At 45.2% G+C, this 19,352-nt stretch carries 9 protein-coding genes, 1 pseudogene and 1 CRISPR repeat array; of the genes and pseudogenes, 5 read left to right on the forward strand and 5 right to left on the reverse strand.

What is annotated here, in order from left to right; all coding sequences use genetic code 11:
- The first annotated feature begins 130 nt into the window (after positions 1–130).
- Both purD and NDI35_RS03145 read left to right on the forward strand, forming a co-directional pair.
- On the forward strand, positions 131–1,411 hold the full coding sequence (gene purD, locus NDI35_RS03140; protein ID WP_445311459.1) for a phosphoribosylamine--glycine ligase: 1,281 nt from the start codon (positions 131–133) through the stop codon (positions 1,409–1,411).
- 170 nt (positions 1,412–1,581) lie between these two features.
- Positions 1,582–3,747: an ATP-binding protein gene (locus NDI35_RS03145; protein ID WP_445311460.1), complete on the forward strand. Its 2,166-nt coding sequence runs from the start codon at positions 1,582–1,584 to the stop codon at positions 3,745–3,747.
- A gap of 120 nt (positions 3,748–3,867) precedes the next feature.
- Here NDI35_RS03145 and NDI35_RS03150 read toward each other — a convergent pair whose 3' ends face one another.
- Positions 3,868–5,223 (reverse strand): O-antigen ligase family protein, encoded by a 1,356-nt coding sequence (locus NDI35_RS03150; RefSeq protein ID WP_445311461.1) that lies wholly within the window; start codon positions 5,221–5,223, stop codon positions 3,868–3,870.
- Between the two features lie 34 nt (positions 5,224–5,257).
- On the opposite strand from NDI35_RS03150, the gene NDI35_RS03155 reads away from it, so the two are divergent.
- Both NDI35_RS03155 and NDI35_RS03160 read left to right on the forward strand, forming a co-directional pair.
- A complete protein-coding gene (locus NDI35_RS03155) occupies positions 5,258–6,688 on the forward strand; it encodes an SLBB domain-containing protein (protein WP_445311462.1) in 1,431 nt (476 codons plus the stop codon).
- A gap of 21 nt (positions 6,689–6,709) precedes the next feature.
- On the forward strand, positions 6,710–8,941 hold the full coding sequence (locus NDI35_RS03160) for a GumC family protein (RefSeq protein WP_445311463.1): 2,232 nt from the start codon (positions 6,710–6,712) through the stop codon (positions 8,939–8,941).
- Between the two features lie 255 nt (positions 8,942–9,196).
- Here NDI35_RS03160 and NDI35_RS03165 read toward each other — a convergent pair whose 3' ends face one another.
- Together NDI35_RS03165 and NDI35_RS03170 are read right to left on the reverse strand one after the other, a co-directional pair.
- A complete protein-coding gene (locus tag NDI35_RS03165) occupies positions 9,197–10,096 on the reverse strand; it encodes a S1 RNA-binding domain-containing protein (RefSeq protein WP_445311464.1) in 900 nt (299 codons plus the stop codon).
- A gap of 99 nt (positions 10,097–10,195) precedes the next feature.
- Positions 10,196–10,942, reverse strand: coding sequence for a dienelactone hydrolase family protein (locus NDI35_RS03170; protein ID WP_445311465.1), 747 nt, complete (start codon positions 10,940–10,942; stop codon positions 10,196–10,198).
- Positions 10,943–11,632: 690 nt separating this feature from the next.
- Between NDI35_RS03170 and NDI35_RS29610 the strand changes: the two are divergent.
- Positions 11,633–11,740, forward strand: a pseudogene (locus NDI35_RS29610) (CRISPR-associated endonuclease Cas2); the annotation flags it as partial.
- A 251-nt stretch (positions 11,741–11,991) separates the two neighbouring features.
- Positions 11,992–15,257: direct repeats of the CRISPR family, unit length 37 nt; unit sequence GCCGGAAAATACCTAAAACCCTATCAGGGATTGAAAC.
- Between the two features lie 78 nt (positions 15,258–15,335).
- Here NDI35_RS29610 and NDI35_RS03175 read toward each other — a convergent pair.
- Both NDI35_RS03175 and NDI35_RS03180 read right to left on the reverse strand, forming a co-directional pair.
- On the reverse strand, positions 15,336–16,538 hold the full coding sequence (locus NDI35_RS03175) for a glycosyltransferase family 4 protein (protein WP_445311466.1): 1,203 nt from the start codon (positions 16,536–16,538) through the stop codon (positions 15,336–15,338).
- A 108-nt stretch (positions 16,539–16,646) separates the two neighbouring features.
- Entirely contained in the window at positions 16,647–18,968 is a 2,322-nt protein-coding gene (locus NDI35_RS03180) for an IMS domain-containing protein (RefSeq protein ID WP_445311467.1), read from the reverse strand.
- Positions 18,969–19,352 lie beyond the last annotated feature (384 nt).

A 19,352-nucleotide genomic window follows, 5' to 3' on the forward strand; every position in this document is an offset into this window, starting at 1 on the left:
AAAAGTGCCACATCTAGCAATTCCCTAGCGCCAAGCATGGCATAATTGACAGCACTGCAAAAAGCAGATAGACAGATGCCAACACTGAAAATCAGACATTCAGGAAACAAAATTTATAGGTGAGGATACTGTGAAAGTTTTAGTTGTGGGAAACGGAGGTCGCGAACACGCGATCGCAAAAAAACTGCTAGAATCTACGCGGATTAAACAAGTATTCTGCGTACCGGGCAACGGCGGCACAGCTACCACCCCAGGCTGTCAAAATCTGTCGCTCAACATCGACGACTTCCAAGGCATCGAACGCTTTGTGATGGTCAACAACATCGGATTAGTCATCGTCGGCCCCGAATTGCCCCTATCGCTAGGCATCGCCGACTATTTCCAACAGAAAAAACTCATGATTTTCGGGCCAACCAAAGCCGGTGCCCAAATTGAATCCAGCAAATCCTGGGCCAAAGAATTGATGCTCCAAGCAGGCATCCCCACACCCAAAGCTGCCGTATTTACAGACGCAGAAGCAGCCAAAGCATACGTTCTGGAACAAGGAACCCCAATAGTCATCAAAGCAGACGGACTCGCATCAGGCAAAGGAGTCACCGTTGCCACCACCGTCAAAATGGCTCACAGCGCCATCAACACCATTTTCCGAGGCGAATTCGGCACCGACAACATCCGAGTCGTCGTCGAAGAATTCTTAACAGGTCAAGAAGTCTCGATTCTCGCCCTTACCGACGGCATCACAGTGGAACCCTTGCTGCCGGCCCAAGACCACAAAGCTATCGGCGAAGGCGACCAGGGAGCCAACACCGGCGGTATGGGAGCCTACGCCCCAGCGCCCATTGTCACCCCGGAACTCATGGAAAGGATTCAAGAAGAAATTCTCGAACCCACCCTCGCAGCACTGCAAAAACGCAAAATCGACTACCGGGGCGTACTCTACGCTGGTTTAATGATTACCCCGGACGGAGAACCCAAAGTCTTAGAATTCAACTGCCGTTTCGGAGACCCCGAAACTCAAGCGGTTTTGTCACTGCTGGAAACTCCTTTAGAAGATTTGGTGCTCGCCTGCTGTCAGCAGCGTCTCGGTGAATATTCTATTCGCTGGAAGTCGGGGGCCTCTGTTTGCGTAGTCTTGGCTTCTGGGGGCTATCCTGGAAGTTATCAAAAAGGCAAAGTTATTACAGGTATCGAGGAAGCTGAAGCCAAAGGAGCAGAAGTGTTTCACGCCGGCACCCAGTTGAAGCAGCAGCAGTTGGTGAGTGACGGCGGCCGGGTTTTGGGCGTCACTGCGACGGGAGAAACTTTGGAACAAGCTATCTCCAAAGCTTATGCAGCAGTTGATTGTATCCAATTTGAAGGGGTTTACTGCCGTCGGGACATCGGTCGCCGAGCTCTGGGCGATAAAAATTAGGAATTGCGACCTCGGCCGCCATCCGAAAGCCAAGCAATCTCAATGTAGAAATGTAACAATGAAGTTTGGTATCTCTGGGGTGGCGGTAGCGGACAAGTCGCATCAGAAAATTCGATCGGGAGCCAACTGAATTGATCTTGCTTTTAATATTGAACTGGTGAACAGGTGAAATGCTGGCCATACTAAACAAAATCGGAGAAATTATTGCCCGCTGGTGGTCGGATTTTACCCTCCAGACCCGCCTGATGGCCGCTGCTACCCTCGTAGTGTCGTTAATTATGAGCGGTCTGACATTCTGGGCCGTCAATACTATCCAGCAAGACGCCCGACTTAACGATACTCGCTACGGCCGCGACCTCGGCCTGCTGTTGGCGGCAAATGTGGCGCCGCTGATTGCCAAAAACGATCGCTCCGAAGTCGCCCGCTTTTCCCGCCAATTTTACAGCAGCACTTCTAGCGTCCGCTATATGCTTTATGCAGACGAAGCGGGGGATATTTTCCTGGGGATACCCTTTTCGGAATCGGAGGTGGAGACTTCCCTGACACTGCGCCGCCAGATCAAACTTCCCGATAATTTTCTCGCCGATATTGAGGCGAGAAATTTAACTTCTTTGCCTTTGGTGCGGCAGCATTTGACGCCGGATGGAGAAGTTACCGATGTATTTGTGCCGTTAATTCATGAAGACAAATATTTGGGGGTTTTGGCGATCGGCATTAACCCAAATCCGGCAGCAGTTATCTCTTCCAATCTTACTAGGGATGTTACTTTAGCAGTATTTGTCACAATTTGGGTGATGGTAATTTTGGGAGCTGTATTTAATGCCCTGACAATTACTCAGCCGATCAAACAATTAGTCTTCGGGGTCAAAAACATTGCCAGCGGTAATTTTAAGCAGCGAGTTGACCTGCCTTTAGGGGGAGAATTGGGCGAGTTGATCGGCAGTTTTAATGAAATGGCCCAGAAACTCGAAAGTTATGAAGAACAAAATATTGAAGAGCTGACAGCGGAAAAAGCTAAGTTAGAAACTTTGGTTTCAACGATTGCTGATGGCGCGCTTTTATTAGACGCAAATTTGCAGGTGATTTTAGTTAATCCGACGGGAATGCGGATTTTTGGATGGGAAGGCAAAAAGGCGATCGGAATAAATGTTCTGAACATTTTGCCTTCGGAAGTGCAGCAGGAGTTGGCTAGACCTTTGCACGAAATAGCTGCTGGCGATCGCGAAGGCGGTGAATTTCGCATCTCGATGAGCGAACCACTTAACCGTACAATTCGGATTGTTTTAACTACTGTGATTCTGCACAAAGCGCCCGGTGCCGAACCGCTATGCAGAAGCTGTATCCGCCATGAGGAAGATACCTGTACCGAGCCACAACGCCCGGTAGCTGTAGAGTGTACTTTCTACGAGCAAACCTCCAAGCATCAAGGTTCCGGAAATTACCGAGAAAGTCTCAAAGGCATTGCAATGACAGTGCAGGACATTACTCGTGAAGTAGAACTCAATGAGGCTAAAAGCAATTTTATCAGCAATGTTTCTCACGAATTGAGAACACCTTTATTTAATATCAAATCTTTTATTGAGACTCTCCACGAGTACGGAGAAGACCTTCTAGAAAGCGAGCGCAGGGAATTCCTAGAAATTGCCAACCGAGAAACCGATCGACTAACTCGTTTAGTTAACGACGTGTTAGACTTATCGCGACTGGAATCCTGCCGAGTTTATCACTTGGAGGCTGTTGACCTCCCGCAAGCTGTGGAACAAACCCTGCGGACTTATCAGTTAAATGCTAAGGATAAAGGCATTGAATTAGAGCAAGAAGTTGACCCGTATTTGCCGCCTGCTTTAGGTCATTACGATTTGTTACTGCAAGTATTTGCAAATTTAGTAGGAAATGCCTTAAAATTTACTCAGTCAGGCGGCAAGGTGGCCATTCGAGCGTATTTGCTAGAGCCGGAGGCGCCAACCCACAAAGACGGTCAATCCGTCAACCAAAACTTGTCACCGGATGCCAAGCATTTTCCGGTAGTGCGGATCGAAATTTCTGATACGGGAATTGGCATAGATCCTGAAGACCAACAAGCAATATTCGATCGCTTTTTCCGGGTAGAAAACCGAGTACACACTTTAGAAGGAACCGGATTAGGTCTTTCTATTGTCAGAAACATTATTGACAAGCACCACACTAAAATTAATTTAGTTAGCGAAGTTAATGTGGGTACGACTTTCTGGTTCGACTTGGCAGTTTATCAGCCGCAACAAACAGTAGAGATGGAAAATTCTTGGCCAGTGGAAGTAACTCTGGAGAGTGAAACAATTGCAAGTCATATTAAGTGAACCCACTTAATTAAACGTAAAACGCGATCGGTGTTAAACCCCCGACTTCTTTAAGAAGTTGGGGATATTCCTATTCTGTTTAAAGATTCTTTTAATAGGCCTGACCAAAGGCTGACATCATCAGTGTGGCTCATCCTTAGCTGTCCTATCTAAGCTCAATTTTACCGATAAAACTACATACCAACACCAATAAGTACCAACCCCCAATAATCCCCCCTCTGTCAAATTAGTCATCAGCAGAAATGTTAATAAATACAAAGGCAAACCTGACTCTGGAAAACTTCCTTTAACTAGGTAATTTATCCCTCTAAATATATTATTTAAAAATGACAAAATAAACAACAAGAATCCGGTCCAACCAAGTTGGCAAAGTATATCAAGAAAACCATTGTGAGAGTGGGGTGGGACAAAACCAGTTTTAGCTACTATAATTCCGTAAGCGGGGTTTTCCACGCCACGCCAAGGCTGCCAAAATCCTTGCATTCCATAACCAAATATGGGATTATTTTGATTAACTCTATCAATAATTAAAGGCCAAAAATCGGTTCTACCAGTTAAAGTCATATCTTTTTGCAAGCCATCCACAATAATAGCCTCTAAATTATTTAACACCAAAATACTTATACCTATGCTACCGACTAAAAATAAGATAAAGCAGACAAAAGCCCATTTTACAGGTAATCTTTTTAAGAGTGCTAAATAACTCCACAAACTGATTAATACCACTGTCAAAATCCGACTAGCACCGCTACAACCTTTTTGCAATCCTAATAAAGATATTAAAATAATAAATAATGATAAGTATCGATATTTACGATCCTTAAAAGCATATAAAATCCATAAAGAAGCTGTATTAGCCATTTGAAAAGAAAAAGGGTTTTTATGACCTAAAACTCCTGTCCAACAACCGTCCGGTGCTGCATTTGTTTTCACAAGTAGCCATAAAGCTAATAAACCAGTTAGCCATCTCAATAATCCATAAATTTCTAACCAGCTATACACTTTTCCTACATAAATAGAAACCAGTGTTACTCCCCAAATAGCAAAAATAGCCTTAAAAGTAATTTCAGGAGTTTGTGACCACAAGCCCGATAAAGTCATTATCAATAAAAACAAACCTAAAAAAATGTCTCCTGCTATCCATTTAATGGACATAGAAACTGTTTTTTGGGTAGTTTTAGTTAATCGGGGAAAAAGCATTAATATCATAGCCCCATAAATGGCAATTTGACCAATCATTGTTGGGGGTGTAGTTTCTAAGTTGTAGAAAACGTTAGGATGGAGTTTGGGAAAGGGCATGGCCATGATCCCTGAACCACCAGTGATGGTAAAAAAAAGTATCCCCACAAAAATCTTTTCTAATCTGGCCCCCAATTTCGGATGGCGTGCGGCTAAAATATAAATAGTCACAAAGACGATAACTGCTAAACAAAAAAGCATCAACGCAAACATCGGCACCCTTAAAATATCTTTCATGGCTTTACCTCTATCATCAAATTTGTTACTAACTATGAAATGGCTTACCCTTCATGCTTTAAAACTGCCACTGCTGGCGCTGGTACTCACTCTCTCGTACCCTCAAACCAACCTCGCTCAGTCCCCAGGCCCCGCAACAATAATTAATACTGACTACTATCTAGGCGGTGGAGACAATATTAGAATTGATATCTACGATCTGCCCCAGCTTAGTGGGGAGTATCAAATTCCCGCTGGGGGAGCTATTCAAATCCCTATTATTGGTAGTGTTCCCCTTCAAGGATTAACTTTAGAACAGGCAGCCCAAGTTATCACTAGAGCTTATGGTCGCGTTGTAAAAAGACCTTTAGTTACCATCAGCTTACAAGCTGCCCGCCCGCTTAATATTTGGTTATCGGGTGAAGTAAGCCGTCCCGGCTCCTACTCATTACCCCTAGCTAATGGAGGTGGCAACAGACCATCTGTTCAGTTTCCCACTCTTCCTCAAGCTTTAGAAAAAGCTGGGGGTATTCGAGCTAGCGCTGATATCCGACGAGTAATTGTGCGGCGTCGGCTCACGGCTAACAGAGAAATAACTATCACTTATAATCTATGGGATTATTTACAAACTGGTCAGACCAGCCAAGATATCACGTTGCGAGATGGAGATCAAATCTTGGTTCCTCCTCAAGAAACAATTAATTTAGCAGAAACAAATCAACTTAGTGAATCTACTTTTTCTATACCACCAGAGCAACCCCGTACTGTCTCAGTATTCGGAGAGGTGAAGCGTCCCGGTAGATATGTAGCGATTGGTGGTGATACCCAAAATGGTGAAAGAACTAACGGACAGCCGACAATTATTCGTGCTCTACAACTAGCTGGTGGAATCACATCAATCGCGGATATTCGCCAAATCCAACTCCAACGTTATACTAGAAGTGGCAAACAACAAGTTAGAACTATTAACCTCTGGCAATATTTGCAAGAACAAGATACCTCTCAAGATACTATACTACAAGAAGGGGATATCATATTTGTGCCGACAGCGACGGCGATCGACCCAGGAGAAGTTTCTGTTCTAGCTACTGCTAGCTTTGCTCCGGGGACTGTGCAAGTGAGTGTTATCGGAGAAGTCAATACTCCGGGTGGGCTCAAATTACCTCCTAATACTACCTTAAATCAAGCAATTATGAGTGCGGGGGGTTTCAGGCTAAGTCGCGCTAACTCTAGATCCGTGGAACTGATCAGGCTGAATCCTAATGGAACTATATCGCGATCGGAAGTAGCAATTAATCTGAATCAAGGAATCGATGCTCAAACCAACCCACTTATTCAAGATAATGACATAATTATAGTGGGACGATCAAGGACTGCTACCTTGGTAGACACCATTACCACTGTTCTCACACCAGTTAATAATATTATTGGTGGAATTCTCGTTCCCACCCGACTAATAGAGCTACTCAGACTCTTAGGAAATTAGGAATTTCATAAAATTACCCTTATGGATAAAAAGCTGTTTTCTTCCCTAAAGGATGATCTTAATGGTCACTATCTGTCCGCAGCCTCCCGTAACTACGTAGCTACTACCCCAGAAGGAGATGACCAAGTCCTTGATATGGGATGGGTAGTAGCTGTGGTCAAACGTCGCCTTCTGGTGATGGCTATAGTAGCTGCCAGCCTCGGTACTTTGACTGGTACTTTCGTGATCAGGGCTGCCAAAAAATCTATTACTGAGTATGAAGGAAAATTTACAGTTTTAGCAGAACCGCTGACGACTGACGATCGGCTATCAAAGCTCTTAGTCCAAGCTCAAACTAACAGTATAGGCATCACAGACTTGAACAGAATTAAGTCATCAGCGGAAGAAGGTTCCTCGGTGGATTATCAAAGTTTAACGCGGGTTTTAAAAAGCCCCGAAGTGCTAATACCATTAGTTAATAAATTGCAACAAAGATATCCAAATTTTGACTATAAAAATCTTAACAACCGCTTGACTATCCAACGTGTTACTTTCTTGCGAGATGGGAAGCAGGGGGGTACTAAACTCCTAGATATTAGCTACCGTGATCGAGACCCCAAGCGCATCAAATATGTGCTGGAAGAAACTGCAACATATTACCGACAATATATGAGCAAAGAGCGCTTAAGAGTTAGCCAACAAAGTATTGATTTTATCACTAGACAAATATCACCCCTCCAACAGAAAGTAGATAACTTGCAGCAAGAATTACAAACCTTAAGAATTAAGTATAACTTTAATCAACCAGAATTACGCAGCCGCAGCCTATCAGATCAGCTAGATAGTGTAACTAATCGTCGCCTAGAAGTGCAAGTACAACTAGCAGAAAGTAGGCAGCAATATGAAAACTACAAAAAAAGATCTTTAAATGGCGATAATCGTTGGATTATTGATATTAGCCCGAAGTCTTATGAAAGTTTAATTGGCAAAATAACTGAAATAGAGTCGCAATTAGCTTTAAGCTCTACTCAATTTTATGAAAATAGCCTTCCCATTCAATCTTTGCGGGAAAAGCAGCAAAGTTTGCGTGATTTAATGAAAAGAGAAGCTGATACTGTTCTGTTGCAGATGCAATCACAACTAAAACAGTTGGAAGCTCGCGAGCGAGTGATAACTAATAGCCAAAATTTACTGCAAGCAAAAATCACTCAAATGCCCCAAGCTCAACGTCGCTATGATGACCTACAATTACAACTAGAACTAGCTAAAGATACTCTCAAGCTGTTCATGGAAAAACAAAAAACTTTACAAATAGATGCTGGTCAAATTTATGACTCTTGGCAAATTATATCTAAACCACAGTTAGTCACAAACGAAAATGGTGATCTCCACCCAGTAACAGAAAAACAAACCCGTCGCCACCTAGCGATCGCGATAGTTATTAGCACTTTACTAGGCATTGCTGTAGGTTTCCTAGTAGAAGTTTTAAATACTGTTTTCCATACTCCAGAAGAAATTAAATCAGCAACTAAACGCCCTCTTTTGGGAGTCATTCCGATCGCCAAAGCGATGAAAATTAAATCTCGTAGAGGTGAAAGGGTTCCCCCTAAAATCACTAGCATAACTTCAAATACTAACGGTGCAAGCTTAAAACGAATAATAGTTTCAAATTCCCAAGATTTTCCTGTAATCGAGGCATTTCACTACTTATACACAAATATTCAATTATTAAATGCTGAACACCCAGTAAGTTCTTTAACCATCACTTCGACTCTTAAAGGTGAGGGTAAGTCAACTGTAGCACTTTATTTAGCTAAAACTGCTTCTGCTGTGGGTAAACGAGTATTATTAGTAGATGCTAATATGCGTTCTCCTCAACTCCATACATACCTTGGTTTATCAAATCTGAAAGGTTTAAGTAATACTTTAAGTTCTGATTTAAGCTTAAATGAGGCTATTCAGCGATTACCAGATGATGAGAATCTTTTTGTCCTAACTTCCGGTACTCTTCCCCCTGATCCAATTAAATTACTTTCTTCTAAAAAGATGCACTATTTAATGGAACAATTCCTAGCTTTATTTGATTTAGTCATTTACGACACACCACCTTTAATGGGTTTAGCAGATGGTCATTTACTAGCCTCTCAAACTGATGGTACAGTGCTGATAGTAAAAATAGAAAAAACCGATCGCGGACTGGTAAACAAAGCTTTAGATCAACTAAATGTAGCCGATTTTAAAGTACTGGGAGTAGTAGCTAATGGGGTTAAATAACGAACGCTGAAATGGAGTTAGACCGCCAAAGGAAGAAGTAAGACAATTTTGGATTTTTGATGTTTGATTGACCAAAGGTATTCACTTACTAGATAAGGGTTTGGAGTTAGCCTATAGTTGGATTCTTTTGGGAAACTGGTATAAGAAGTCGATGTACAATGCAAAATAAGTAAATCAAGCTAATTAAACGTAAAACGATCGCGCTCTTAGATCCCCGACTTCTTTAAGAAGTCGGGGTGGTAATTATATCAAGACTTAAGAAAGAGTCTTTCGAGCACGTTCCGATCGCTCTTCTGCGGTATCCATAACATCCGCCATTTTATCCACCATTTCCCCTGGGTAATTTTCCAGTACCCGAGTAGAAAGCGAAATCCGGCCGCGACTTTCATCGAGGTCAACCACGATCGCTTTCAGGGGTTGACCGGGGGCAAACACCTTTCCAAGGTTATCAATATATTTTTGGCTAACTTGCTTGATGTGCAGCAAACCGCTAACTCCTTCCAAGTCCACAAACACGCCAAAAGGCTTGATGCTGCTGACTTTTCCTTCGACCAACTGACCAATTTGCAAATCTTTGAAGGCATTCGATTGAGTGGCCATCCGCTGGGAAAGGACGAGTTTTTCTCGATCGCGATCGACCTCCAAAAAATTAACGCTCAAAGATTGACCGATCAGCGATTCTAGGTTATCGCGATCGACTAAGTGCGATCGGGGAATAAAACCGCGCATTCCCTGAACATCTACAGTCACGCCGCCCTTATTTGCCCCAGAAACCCGCACCTGAAGAACTTTACCGGTTTCCTGCAATTCAACTAAATCTTCCCAAGCTTGCTGAATTTGTAACTGCCGCAGAGACAAGGTAACTTGGCCATCTGCATCTTGTTCGCGGATAATCAAAAAGTCCCGTTCCTCGTCCAGCGGAACCACTTCCGACAAATCCGTTACTGTTCTCAAAGCAGCCTCTTCGATCGGCAAAAAAGCCGAAGACTTGCCGCCGATATCAACATACGCGCCGTTTGAGTCGTACTCGAACACTTTGCCGCGCACTACTTGTCCCTTCTGGAACTCATAATTGTGCTGTTCGAGGGCTTTAGCAAAATCATCCATTGAAAAGGATGGTTTTGCGCTTTGAGAACCTGTAGATTTGGAATTCATGTCAGTTTAGTTGTCAGTTGTCAGTAATTTAGTTGCCAGTCGTCAGTAGAAAAAATTTTCCCACTCTCCCCATCTCCCTATCTCCCCATCTCCCACTCTCTAAGCTGGTTGAAGTTGCTGATGAAATAGCTGCTTCACCTGCACCCACGAGTCGGCTGCTGCCGTAGCGTCGTAACTGCCGCGGTGGTCGCAGAAGAAGCCGTGATCGGCATTGTAGCGGAAAATTTGGTGAGAAATACTGTGTTTTTGCAATTCTGCGGCGATTTGGTCAACTTGTTCTAAGGGAATGCTGGCGTCTTGAGTGCCAAAAAAGGCGTAGAGAGTGCCTTTAATGTCTGCTGTGCGGGCGATCGTGGGTGTGCCGCCACCGGGGGTTTGGGTGGCGATACCGGCGCCGTAGAACGACGCTGTAGCCTTGATTTCGGGCAAAGTAGCGGCGAGGTAGGCGACGTGTCCTCCAAAGCAGAAACCAATGCAGCCAAAACTTTCTGGTTTGACAGAAGGTAGAGTTTTCAGGTAATCGATGGTGGCTTGGATATCGCCCAGAAGTTCGGAAGCGGTGGTTTTTTCTTTGTATTCTCTGCCGATTTGGATGGCTTCGGGTGTGTAGCCGGTTTCAAAGCCGGGGGCTTGACGCTGGTAAATGGCTGGGGCGATCGCCACATATCCTTCTTTTGCTATTCTTTCAGTAACTTCGCGGATGTGCGAGTTGACGCCAAAGATTTCTTGAATCACGATAACTGCGGGAAATTGTCCTGGGGAGGTTGGCTGGGCTAGGTATGCAGCTATTTGCAAATCCCCGTTAGGAACTGTGATGTTTTTGGTGCTAATTTCGGCTTTTGTCATAGGTTGTTTTAAGGTAAATGCCACTCTACTGATTTTAAGTTAATTTGGGGAATTTTTAGGCTATTCGCCAATAATATTTTTCGGAACCGCGAAGCGTAAATACCGCAAATATGGCAGGTAAAAATTCGCTTATTGTTGAAAGTTGAGGTTTCGCTGAATAAGTTGGGGCTAATCAATCCTAGCAATTAATTTGGAATTCAATTTCGGTGAAATATAAGTTGTGGTCTGTGATTTTCTAAAGCATAGATTTTGATAACTCTACGACGGGGCAGCTTTTATATGGCTTTTTCGTGAGATTTTAGAGATAAGTGTCTAAGTCGTTAGCTGTTGAATATGAGCTAATTTTTTTTGATAGATCGGAGTTGTTTTTTAATCGCTTTGCTTTCTGGTTGGCGGAATCGTTTGAGGAGATTGATGCAGGCTAGGACTCAAGTCTAAGTTACGATCGCCACGCCGCACAAAGTCATGCAACCAGTTGAGGAGATTGATGCAGTCTAGGACTCAAGTCTAAGTTACGATCGCCACGCCGCACAAAGTCATGCAACCAGTTGAGGAGATTGATGCAGTCTAGGACTCAAGTCTAAGTTACGATCGCCACGCCGCACAAAGTCATGCAACCAGTTGAGGAGATTGATGCAGTCTAGGACTCAAGTCTAAGTTACGATCGCCACGCCGCACAAAGTCATCTAACCCAAGGAAGACAGTATTTGGTTTTTTCCGCTGTGCGCTTGCTGTCAGGGTAAGATCGAACGTATTGGTGGCGTAGAGTCCGTTGAGTGCACAATATTTTTTGCTTAGTTTGCGTCAATGGGTAGGTGTTAAAATCGGAGTATCAAATTTTTCGGCTCAAACTCATGTGCAGCAAGAGTTTGATGCCCCTAGTGTGAAAACAAGATAGACGCAAAGTCTGAAAGCTTTACAGGATAAGGTTTTGGAGTGAGTATGGAAACTCGGGTATTGACAAGCCGAAGGCTGGAATGGTACTTTTATTTTAGCTGGACGCAACTGCACCTTGAAAACCAAATACACTCTAGCTTCTGGAACGGGCGGCCGGAAAATACCTAAAACCCTATCAGGGATTGAAACTACAGCCGATCGCCCTGTCATGATTCAAAACCAGCCGGAAAATACCTAAAACCCTATCAGGGATTGAAACAAGATTAGACATTATTAATTAACCTACGTATCCTTGGCCGGAAAATACCTAAAACCCTATCAGGGATTGAAACTTGCTACTTTGGATTTGCGAAGGAGGGTTCTGACGCCGGAAAATACCTAAAACCCTATCAGGGATTGAAACACACACCACCGCAACCAATTTACACGCCACCACCGGCCGGAAAATACCTAAAACCCTATCAGGGATTGAAACATCGTAAGACATATTTTTACCTTCGTGAAAAAACGCCGGAAAATACCTAAAACCCTATCAGGGATTGAAACTGAGGAAAAATACAGCCAGGGCAGCGACGAAACCGTGCCGGAAAATACCTAAAACCCTATCAGGGATTGAAACTAGGGATATAGGTTTTCTCTATCTTAATATATATATTGCCGGAAAATACCTAAAACCCTATCAGGGATTGAAACCTTAACGAACTTTCCGAGAGCGGGTACGATGTCGAGCCGGAAAATACCTAAAACCCTATCAGGGATTGAAACCGATATGTGATACTATTAATTAGTAGTAACTAATGCCGGAAAATACCTAAAACCCTATCAGGGATTGAAACTGCGCCGCCTGTGGTTTGGGGCTTTGTCTCCTGCCGGAAAATACCTAAAACCCTATCAGGGATTGAAACGCCTTTTTGATAATGGGCGATCGCATCTGTAAGAGTGCCGGAAAATACCTAAAACCCTATCAGGGATTGAAACTGTGACAATACCCCTGTCTTTCTTTATGGGTGAGCCGGAAAATACCTAAAACCCTATCAGGGATTGAAACGTTTAATAGGGATTCCGCAAAAGGTATTGCCCCGGCCGGAAAATACCTAAAACCCTATCAGGGATTGAAACCCCGGCCTGTATCCTAACGTGACTGAGATTGATATAAAGCCGGAAAATACCTAAAACCCTATCAGGGATTGAAACAATTATTTGGCCATTAAATTTAATTAATTGACCGCCGGAAAATACCTAAAACCCTATCAGGGATTGAAACATCACAATGACTGATACCCAAGCAACTGATACTGCCGGAAAATACCTAAAACCCTATCAGGGATTGAAACCTAAGATCCAATTTGCTGGGAGGGTAATGAGTGATTCGCGCCGGAAAATACCTAAAACCCTATCAGGGATTGAAACATTCGTTTGTAAACCCCTCCATCATTGACAATAGCCGGAAAATACCTAAAACCCTATCAGGGATTGAAACTCAAAAGGCTCTTAACAGTCTCACGGCAAGCCTGCCGGAAAATACCTAAAACCCTATCAGGGATTGAAACCCAAACTTTCCGCGCCGCTTCCCGGTCAGCACTTGGCCGGAAAATACCTAAAACCCTATCAGGGATTGAAACCACAAAGCCCACAGGAAATACGAGGGGGCGGTGGCCACAAGCCGGAAAATACCTAAAACCCTATCAGGGATTGAAACAAATGAGTAATAGCCAAGTGATATCGTTTCGCGCTTCGCCGGAAAATACCTAAAACCCTATCAGGGATTGAAACTTTTTGCTAGAGGCAATTGCCTGTGGTTCGTTTAGCCGGAAAATACCTAAAACCCTATCAGGGATTGAAACAATCTGCTGGAGAGGCGATCGCCAACTCGCTCAAAAGCCGGAAAATACCTAAAACCCTATCAGGGATTGAAACGCGGGCGGAAGTTTGGGGTCACTACTGGGAACGGCCGGAAAATACCTAAAACCCTATCAGGGATTGAAACTAATCAACTCTTCCCTGTTTACCATTCAGTGTCAATCCGGAAAATACCTAAAACCCTATCAGGGATTGAAACACCAATTGCAACGGCATTGAAATTTACTTTCCCGCCGGAAAATACCTAAAACCCTATCAGGGATTGAAACACAAACTCTTGGTGGTAGCGGGGGCGGTAGCATTCAAGCCGGAAAATACCTAAAACCCTATCAGGGATTGAAACTCTTCGCAATAACAGAGATGTTAAAGCACATAGAGCCGGAAAATACCTAAAACCCTATCAGGGATTGAAACTGGTATTACGGACTACTCGAAGTTCCGTTCTGGTTGGCCGGAAAATACCTAAAACCCTATCAGGGATTGAAACCGTCGCCTTTTGGAAGCTTGCCCGATATTTCGGGACAGCCGGAAAATACCTAAAACCCTATCAGGGATTGAAACTTTTTTCAAATGGCAAACCAATCATATCACGCAAGCCGGAAAATACCTAAAACCCTATCAGGGATTGAAACTTTGAGAAATAAGTTACCTAAAACTATACTAATAATGCCGGAAAATACCTAAAACCCTATCAGGGATTGAAACTAGTGCTTTACAACACCCTCAGCCGCCTGGGCTATCAGGCCGGAAAATACCTAAAACCCTATCAGGGATTGAAACAGCTTCAGCTCCAGGTACCAGTGTCAAAGAGCCGAGCCGGAAAATACCTAAAACCCTATCAGGGATTGAAACTACGCTTGATTTTTGATTTGCAGAAAGAGAACCGCCGGAAAATACCTAAAACCCTATCAGGGATTGAAACTAAACGGTAGACATTGAGAGTTTAATATCTATTGCCGGAAAATACCTAAAACCCTATCAGGGATTGAAACTTGAGGGACTTTCGCGCAAAGATGGCAAAATACGCCGGAAAATACCTAAAACCCTATCAGGGATTGAAACCATTAAATAATCCATTGAAGTGTAGTGTATTCTGCCGGAAAATACCTAAAACCCTATCAGGGATTGAAACTGAAGCGTTAGAACTGAGAGCAAGCAAATCTCCAAGCCGGAAAATACCTAAAACCCTATCAGGGATTGAAACTTCCCATTGGGCGCCGGGAATTGGAGAAAAAGGCCGGAAAATACCTAAAACCCTATCAGGGATTGAAACAGAGACAAGTTCCGCCTCTTTGACATCATCGCAGCCGGAAAATACCTAAAACCCTATCAGGGATTGAAACATCGCTGAGGATGTCAATGGCGAGTTCGGCTTTAGGCCGGAAAATACCTAAAACCCTATCAGGGATTGAAACTAAGTCGTGCTTTTAAATAGCCTGAAACACTTGCGCCGGAAAATACCTAAAACCCTATCAGGGATTGAAACTTTTTTCTTATCACCGGGTAGCCTAGTTCGTTGCGGCCGGAAAATACCTAAAACCCTATCAGGGATTGAAACTATCTGGTCCGTATGAACCATTAACTATATAACGCCGGAAAATACCTATTTCCCCATCTAGAGCTTGAAACGTCCAAACTACAAAATTATTGGCTCAAAAATAGACTTCTCCTCTCTTTTTTTATCTCCTCCCATAACCTCAAGCAATTGATCGACTACACGCCTCCAAGTAAAATTTTCAGCCACAAAAGCCGGGCCCGCAACCCTAGCTTTCGCAGCCAATCCAGGCTGTTCGATCGCCCCTTGCATCAAATCAGTCAAATGTTCCCACTCAGGAGCTAAGATAAATAAGCTTTCCCCGTCACTCACCACAGCCGTAAATTTACTATCAATCCGCTGTGCAAAGTTCGATCGCGTAAAATCATCCGTAGGGCCGCCCGCAGTGCAAATAACCGGCAAACCGCAAGCTGCAGCTTCCAACACCGGCAGATTAAAACCTTCTGCCAAATAGGGAGAAACATAAGCATCTGCAGCTTGATAAAACTCAGCTATTTGAGCAAAAGATAGCTGGCTACCCGTATAAATTAATCTCGGTAAAACCCTCGCTCTTTCCGCATCGTTGAGCACAACTCGGCAGGCTTCAGCAATCTCGTCTCTCGACGGATAAAGCAGTTCTGAACCTTTTAAAACTAATCTCGCATCTGGATATTTGTCAACTACCGCAGCGAAGGCTTTTAATAAAGGGCGAATGCCTTTGCGATCCGTTTGCCCTCCGATGTTTAAAAATATAAAATAGTTTGACCAGCCGAAGCTTTCGCGCAGTGATTGACGCCGATCGCCCGCAGCAGGATAATAAATTTTAGGATCGACTCCCAAAGGTACAACAGCAATGCGATCGGCCTCAACTCCGCTGCGAATTAAGCCGGCTTTTGACCAAGCTGAAGGTGTAATAATTTTCGTTTCTGAGTTAACCGGGGTTTGGGCGATCGACTTAACACCCATCCCCTGCAATACTGTACTGGTAACAATTCCCCATTCTGTGGCTGCAAATACCCAAGTTTGAGCGCTGCGGGATGCCGAGAAGTCCCACGGGCAGTACATTCGCAAGGTAACATCGGCTGACTGATTTACCGCAGGGCTCTTAATGCTGCGAAGTAATGTTTCATTTGGGCGATCGAACAAACTAATTTTCGTCTCCCAAGCTGCGTCAATGTAGGGCATATCGCGGTGGAAAAGCTCAATTTGGCTTCGCGGGCAATCGAGCATTTCCAGCAGTTGAAATTGATTGGCTACGCAATAGGAATGATAAATAAAACGCCAGCCTTCAATAATAATCTGCAATTCAAAACTCCCGATTTTGGAATTAAAAATTTACCTAAAAAGCAGAAATTGGTAATTAGTAATTAGCCAGCAGAAATTACCCATTACCAATTACTAATTACCAATTCCTTACTTAATCACTTGCCAATCCATAATCCGCCACTGTCCCTCTTGACGGATCAAGTCGTAGCGCACCCGCAGGTTTTCGTTGCGGGAAGAAACGAGCTGAGATCGATCGAACACTTCGGCTTTTTCCGCGACTTGGGCTTCTACTTGAGCGCGATCGGGATTAGTCGGATTCGTCTTAACTCCATTAACTTGCAGCTTGTGTACGTAACGCTGGTGCGCGTTGTTTCGCTGTTGAGCTTCTGCCATCAATTGCCAGCGAGACAAAGCCGGTTCTGTCAGAACTTGCTTTAATTCTTCGACTGCGTGATTGGGGCCCAACGCCGCTGCTTTCGCCGACAGCCAGCTTTGAACTATTTGTCCGGCTGATGCCTCAGTGATTTCTCCCGACACTGCGCCTGTGGCGCTCGGCTCTGGGGTCGCGGCCAAGGCAGGGATTTCTACGGGCGGTTCTTCCAGGCGGACAAGGGCTTGCTCTCCTCGGAGGGGGCCGGATAGGGCTTGCATGGCGTTAGCCAACAGACTGAGTATTAACCACAGGAATAACAGGCTCAGGACACCTGCGACTATAAACAAAGCCAGCCTGTTTGGAGGCATGGACTTGACTTGGGCGGTAATTTCTGCTGCCTTGGTGCGCGCTCGATCGGCCAAATCGCCCTTGAGCCCCTTGCCACTTGCTCCGCTGCGCCCTGAATGTTGGCGTCTGCGTTGTTTGGAAGTCGATTCTGCCGGGTGTGGCACTGTCGCTATCGGGAGAGAGACGGCGGCAGCAGCGGCGCTGGGCGCGGCCACTGTTGCCTGGGATTTCGCGCCCGATCCTGCGGTGGAAGCCTCGCCTGGTACGGGGGTCAAGGTGACGGTGCTGGCTCCCTGCTTGGCTGTGGGTGGCTGTGCGGGTATGGCAGCGGGCGATCGGCCTGCGGTCGGTTGCAGTCGCCCTGGGGGCTTGCCGGAGCGGGGCTGCACGACGACCCATTCGTTGGCGGTTTCTGCGTCCTGTGGCAAAGCTTCTAGGTAAGCTTGTACTTTCGGGTCGGCAAAGTAGTCTTTCAAGGACACTGACTCGTTGGCCAAGTCGCGGAAGTGGGGAAACACTTCTTCTTGTAGCCAATGTTCGGCGTACAAGCACAGTCCGGGCAACAAGTCGGGTGAATCTTGGGAATGTTCGCGAATGAAGGCCAGGGGTTCTTTTTCCGAACTGAGTTCGAGGGATCTGCTGGCTTCTTCTGTCTGGCCCAGCAGCAGGGAACAGACAGCTTTTTCCAGGTGAACGTCTTGGCGGCGACCGAGCTGCATCAGCATCAGCTTTGCCCGACGGATCATTGATGGCTGTCTGGCAGCAAATCCTTGGGCTAACAGGGTGTAGACCGAGAGATAAGTGGCGACTGCGGAGGGGCGGCCGGCTTCTGCTTCAAATAGCGCCTGCTGCTCGCTGCTGGTTAGGTGTTTACGCATTTGCTGCACGAACCGGAGGAAGTCTTCTATTCCTAAACCCGATCGATCATCTCCCGAACCGTCGATACCGCCTCGTTCTTGAAGCATTTCTCGCAGGATTTCCAGTCCCCGGCGACGCTCGGCGACTTTTTCTTCGGGAAGTGATAATAGCTCTAAAATGTTGTACGGACGGAGTTTGTATATGTCGGCTTGCATTTCACCCCTCACGCTTGCAAATAGGCTTTCGCGCAGCAGCAATTCTTGACCTGCTTCTAATGATTTTGCGGCATTTTCGTACTGACCTTGCTGCCACTGTTCGCGACCGAGTTCTAGACAGGCAAGGCTGACGGTTAAAACTATATCTGGCCTCACGAGCTGAGGGTCGCCGAAACGACCTTCTGCGATCGCGATGCTGCCATTGTTAAGATACGGGCGACCCAGCTTCTGTACGAGTTCGTATTCCCCCAGTTCTTGCAGTATGAGCAGGGCTCCTACGAATTGGTTGTCATCGATTTCAATACTTGGTGTGTGGGGGTCGGGAGCAGCCTCTAAAGCCTTGGACTCTGCCGGAGCGGTTTCTCCTGCGTCTTGCAGGACTGTAGCCGTGCCTGCTGAGGTTTTTGACCTCTGGTGCTTGGCTTCCTGTGCGGCTTCCGACTCTCGATCGTATGTTTTGGCTAAAAAACTGGCATCGTAAGCTTTGCGCCCCTCTGAGTCTGACAGAACGGCGCAGGCTTCATCGAGCAGTTGTTTGCGGGCGACGATCGCAACTTCAGAATACTCCCTGCGCGGAAGCTGTAAAGTTCGATCGCGGTGAGCCTGCTGCAACTGTTCGGCAGTAGCTTGAATCGGTAGACCCAAAATCCGGTAGTAATCTAGTGGAATTAACATAAGTTAAAGAACTGTCCACTTCCCCAAAGCGCTAGCAACTGAATTAGCCTATCTTAAGTGACATACTCCCGCAAACCAAATCAAAAATTCTGGTGTTGGCTTCCAACCGCCCCATTCGCGGTATGTTGGACTTGCCGTAGATATACTCTAATTTTTTTCCCTCTACAGCGTTTTACAGTGAGGAAAATGCCTTGCCCCACTGCCCGTCAGCTAAAGGAGTGGTTTGACTCTTGAGCATTTTGGGGTTTGAGAGTAATGGAATTATATCATTCGTTGGCATGGGGTTTAGATGGGAGTTGGTTCTCCGAGTCCCGGCAATCCGCCCCGCCTGCCCTACTCATTTTAACAATTGGTGAACTGTTGCACAGAAAACGTTTGATCGTT

Origin of the sequence: Microcoleus vaginatus FACHB-2002 (genome assembly GCF_040004035.1) — a bacterium.
In the GTDB taxonomy this organism is placed as follows: domain Bacteria; phylum Cyanobacteriota; class Cyanobacteriia; order Cyanobacteriales; family Microcoleaceae; genus Microcoleus; species Microcoleus vaginatus_C.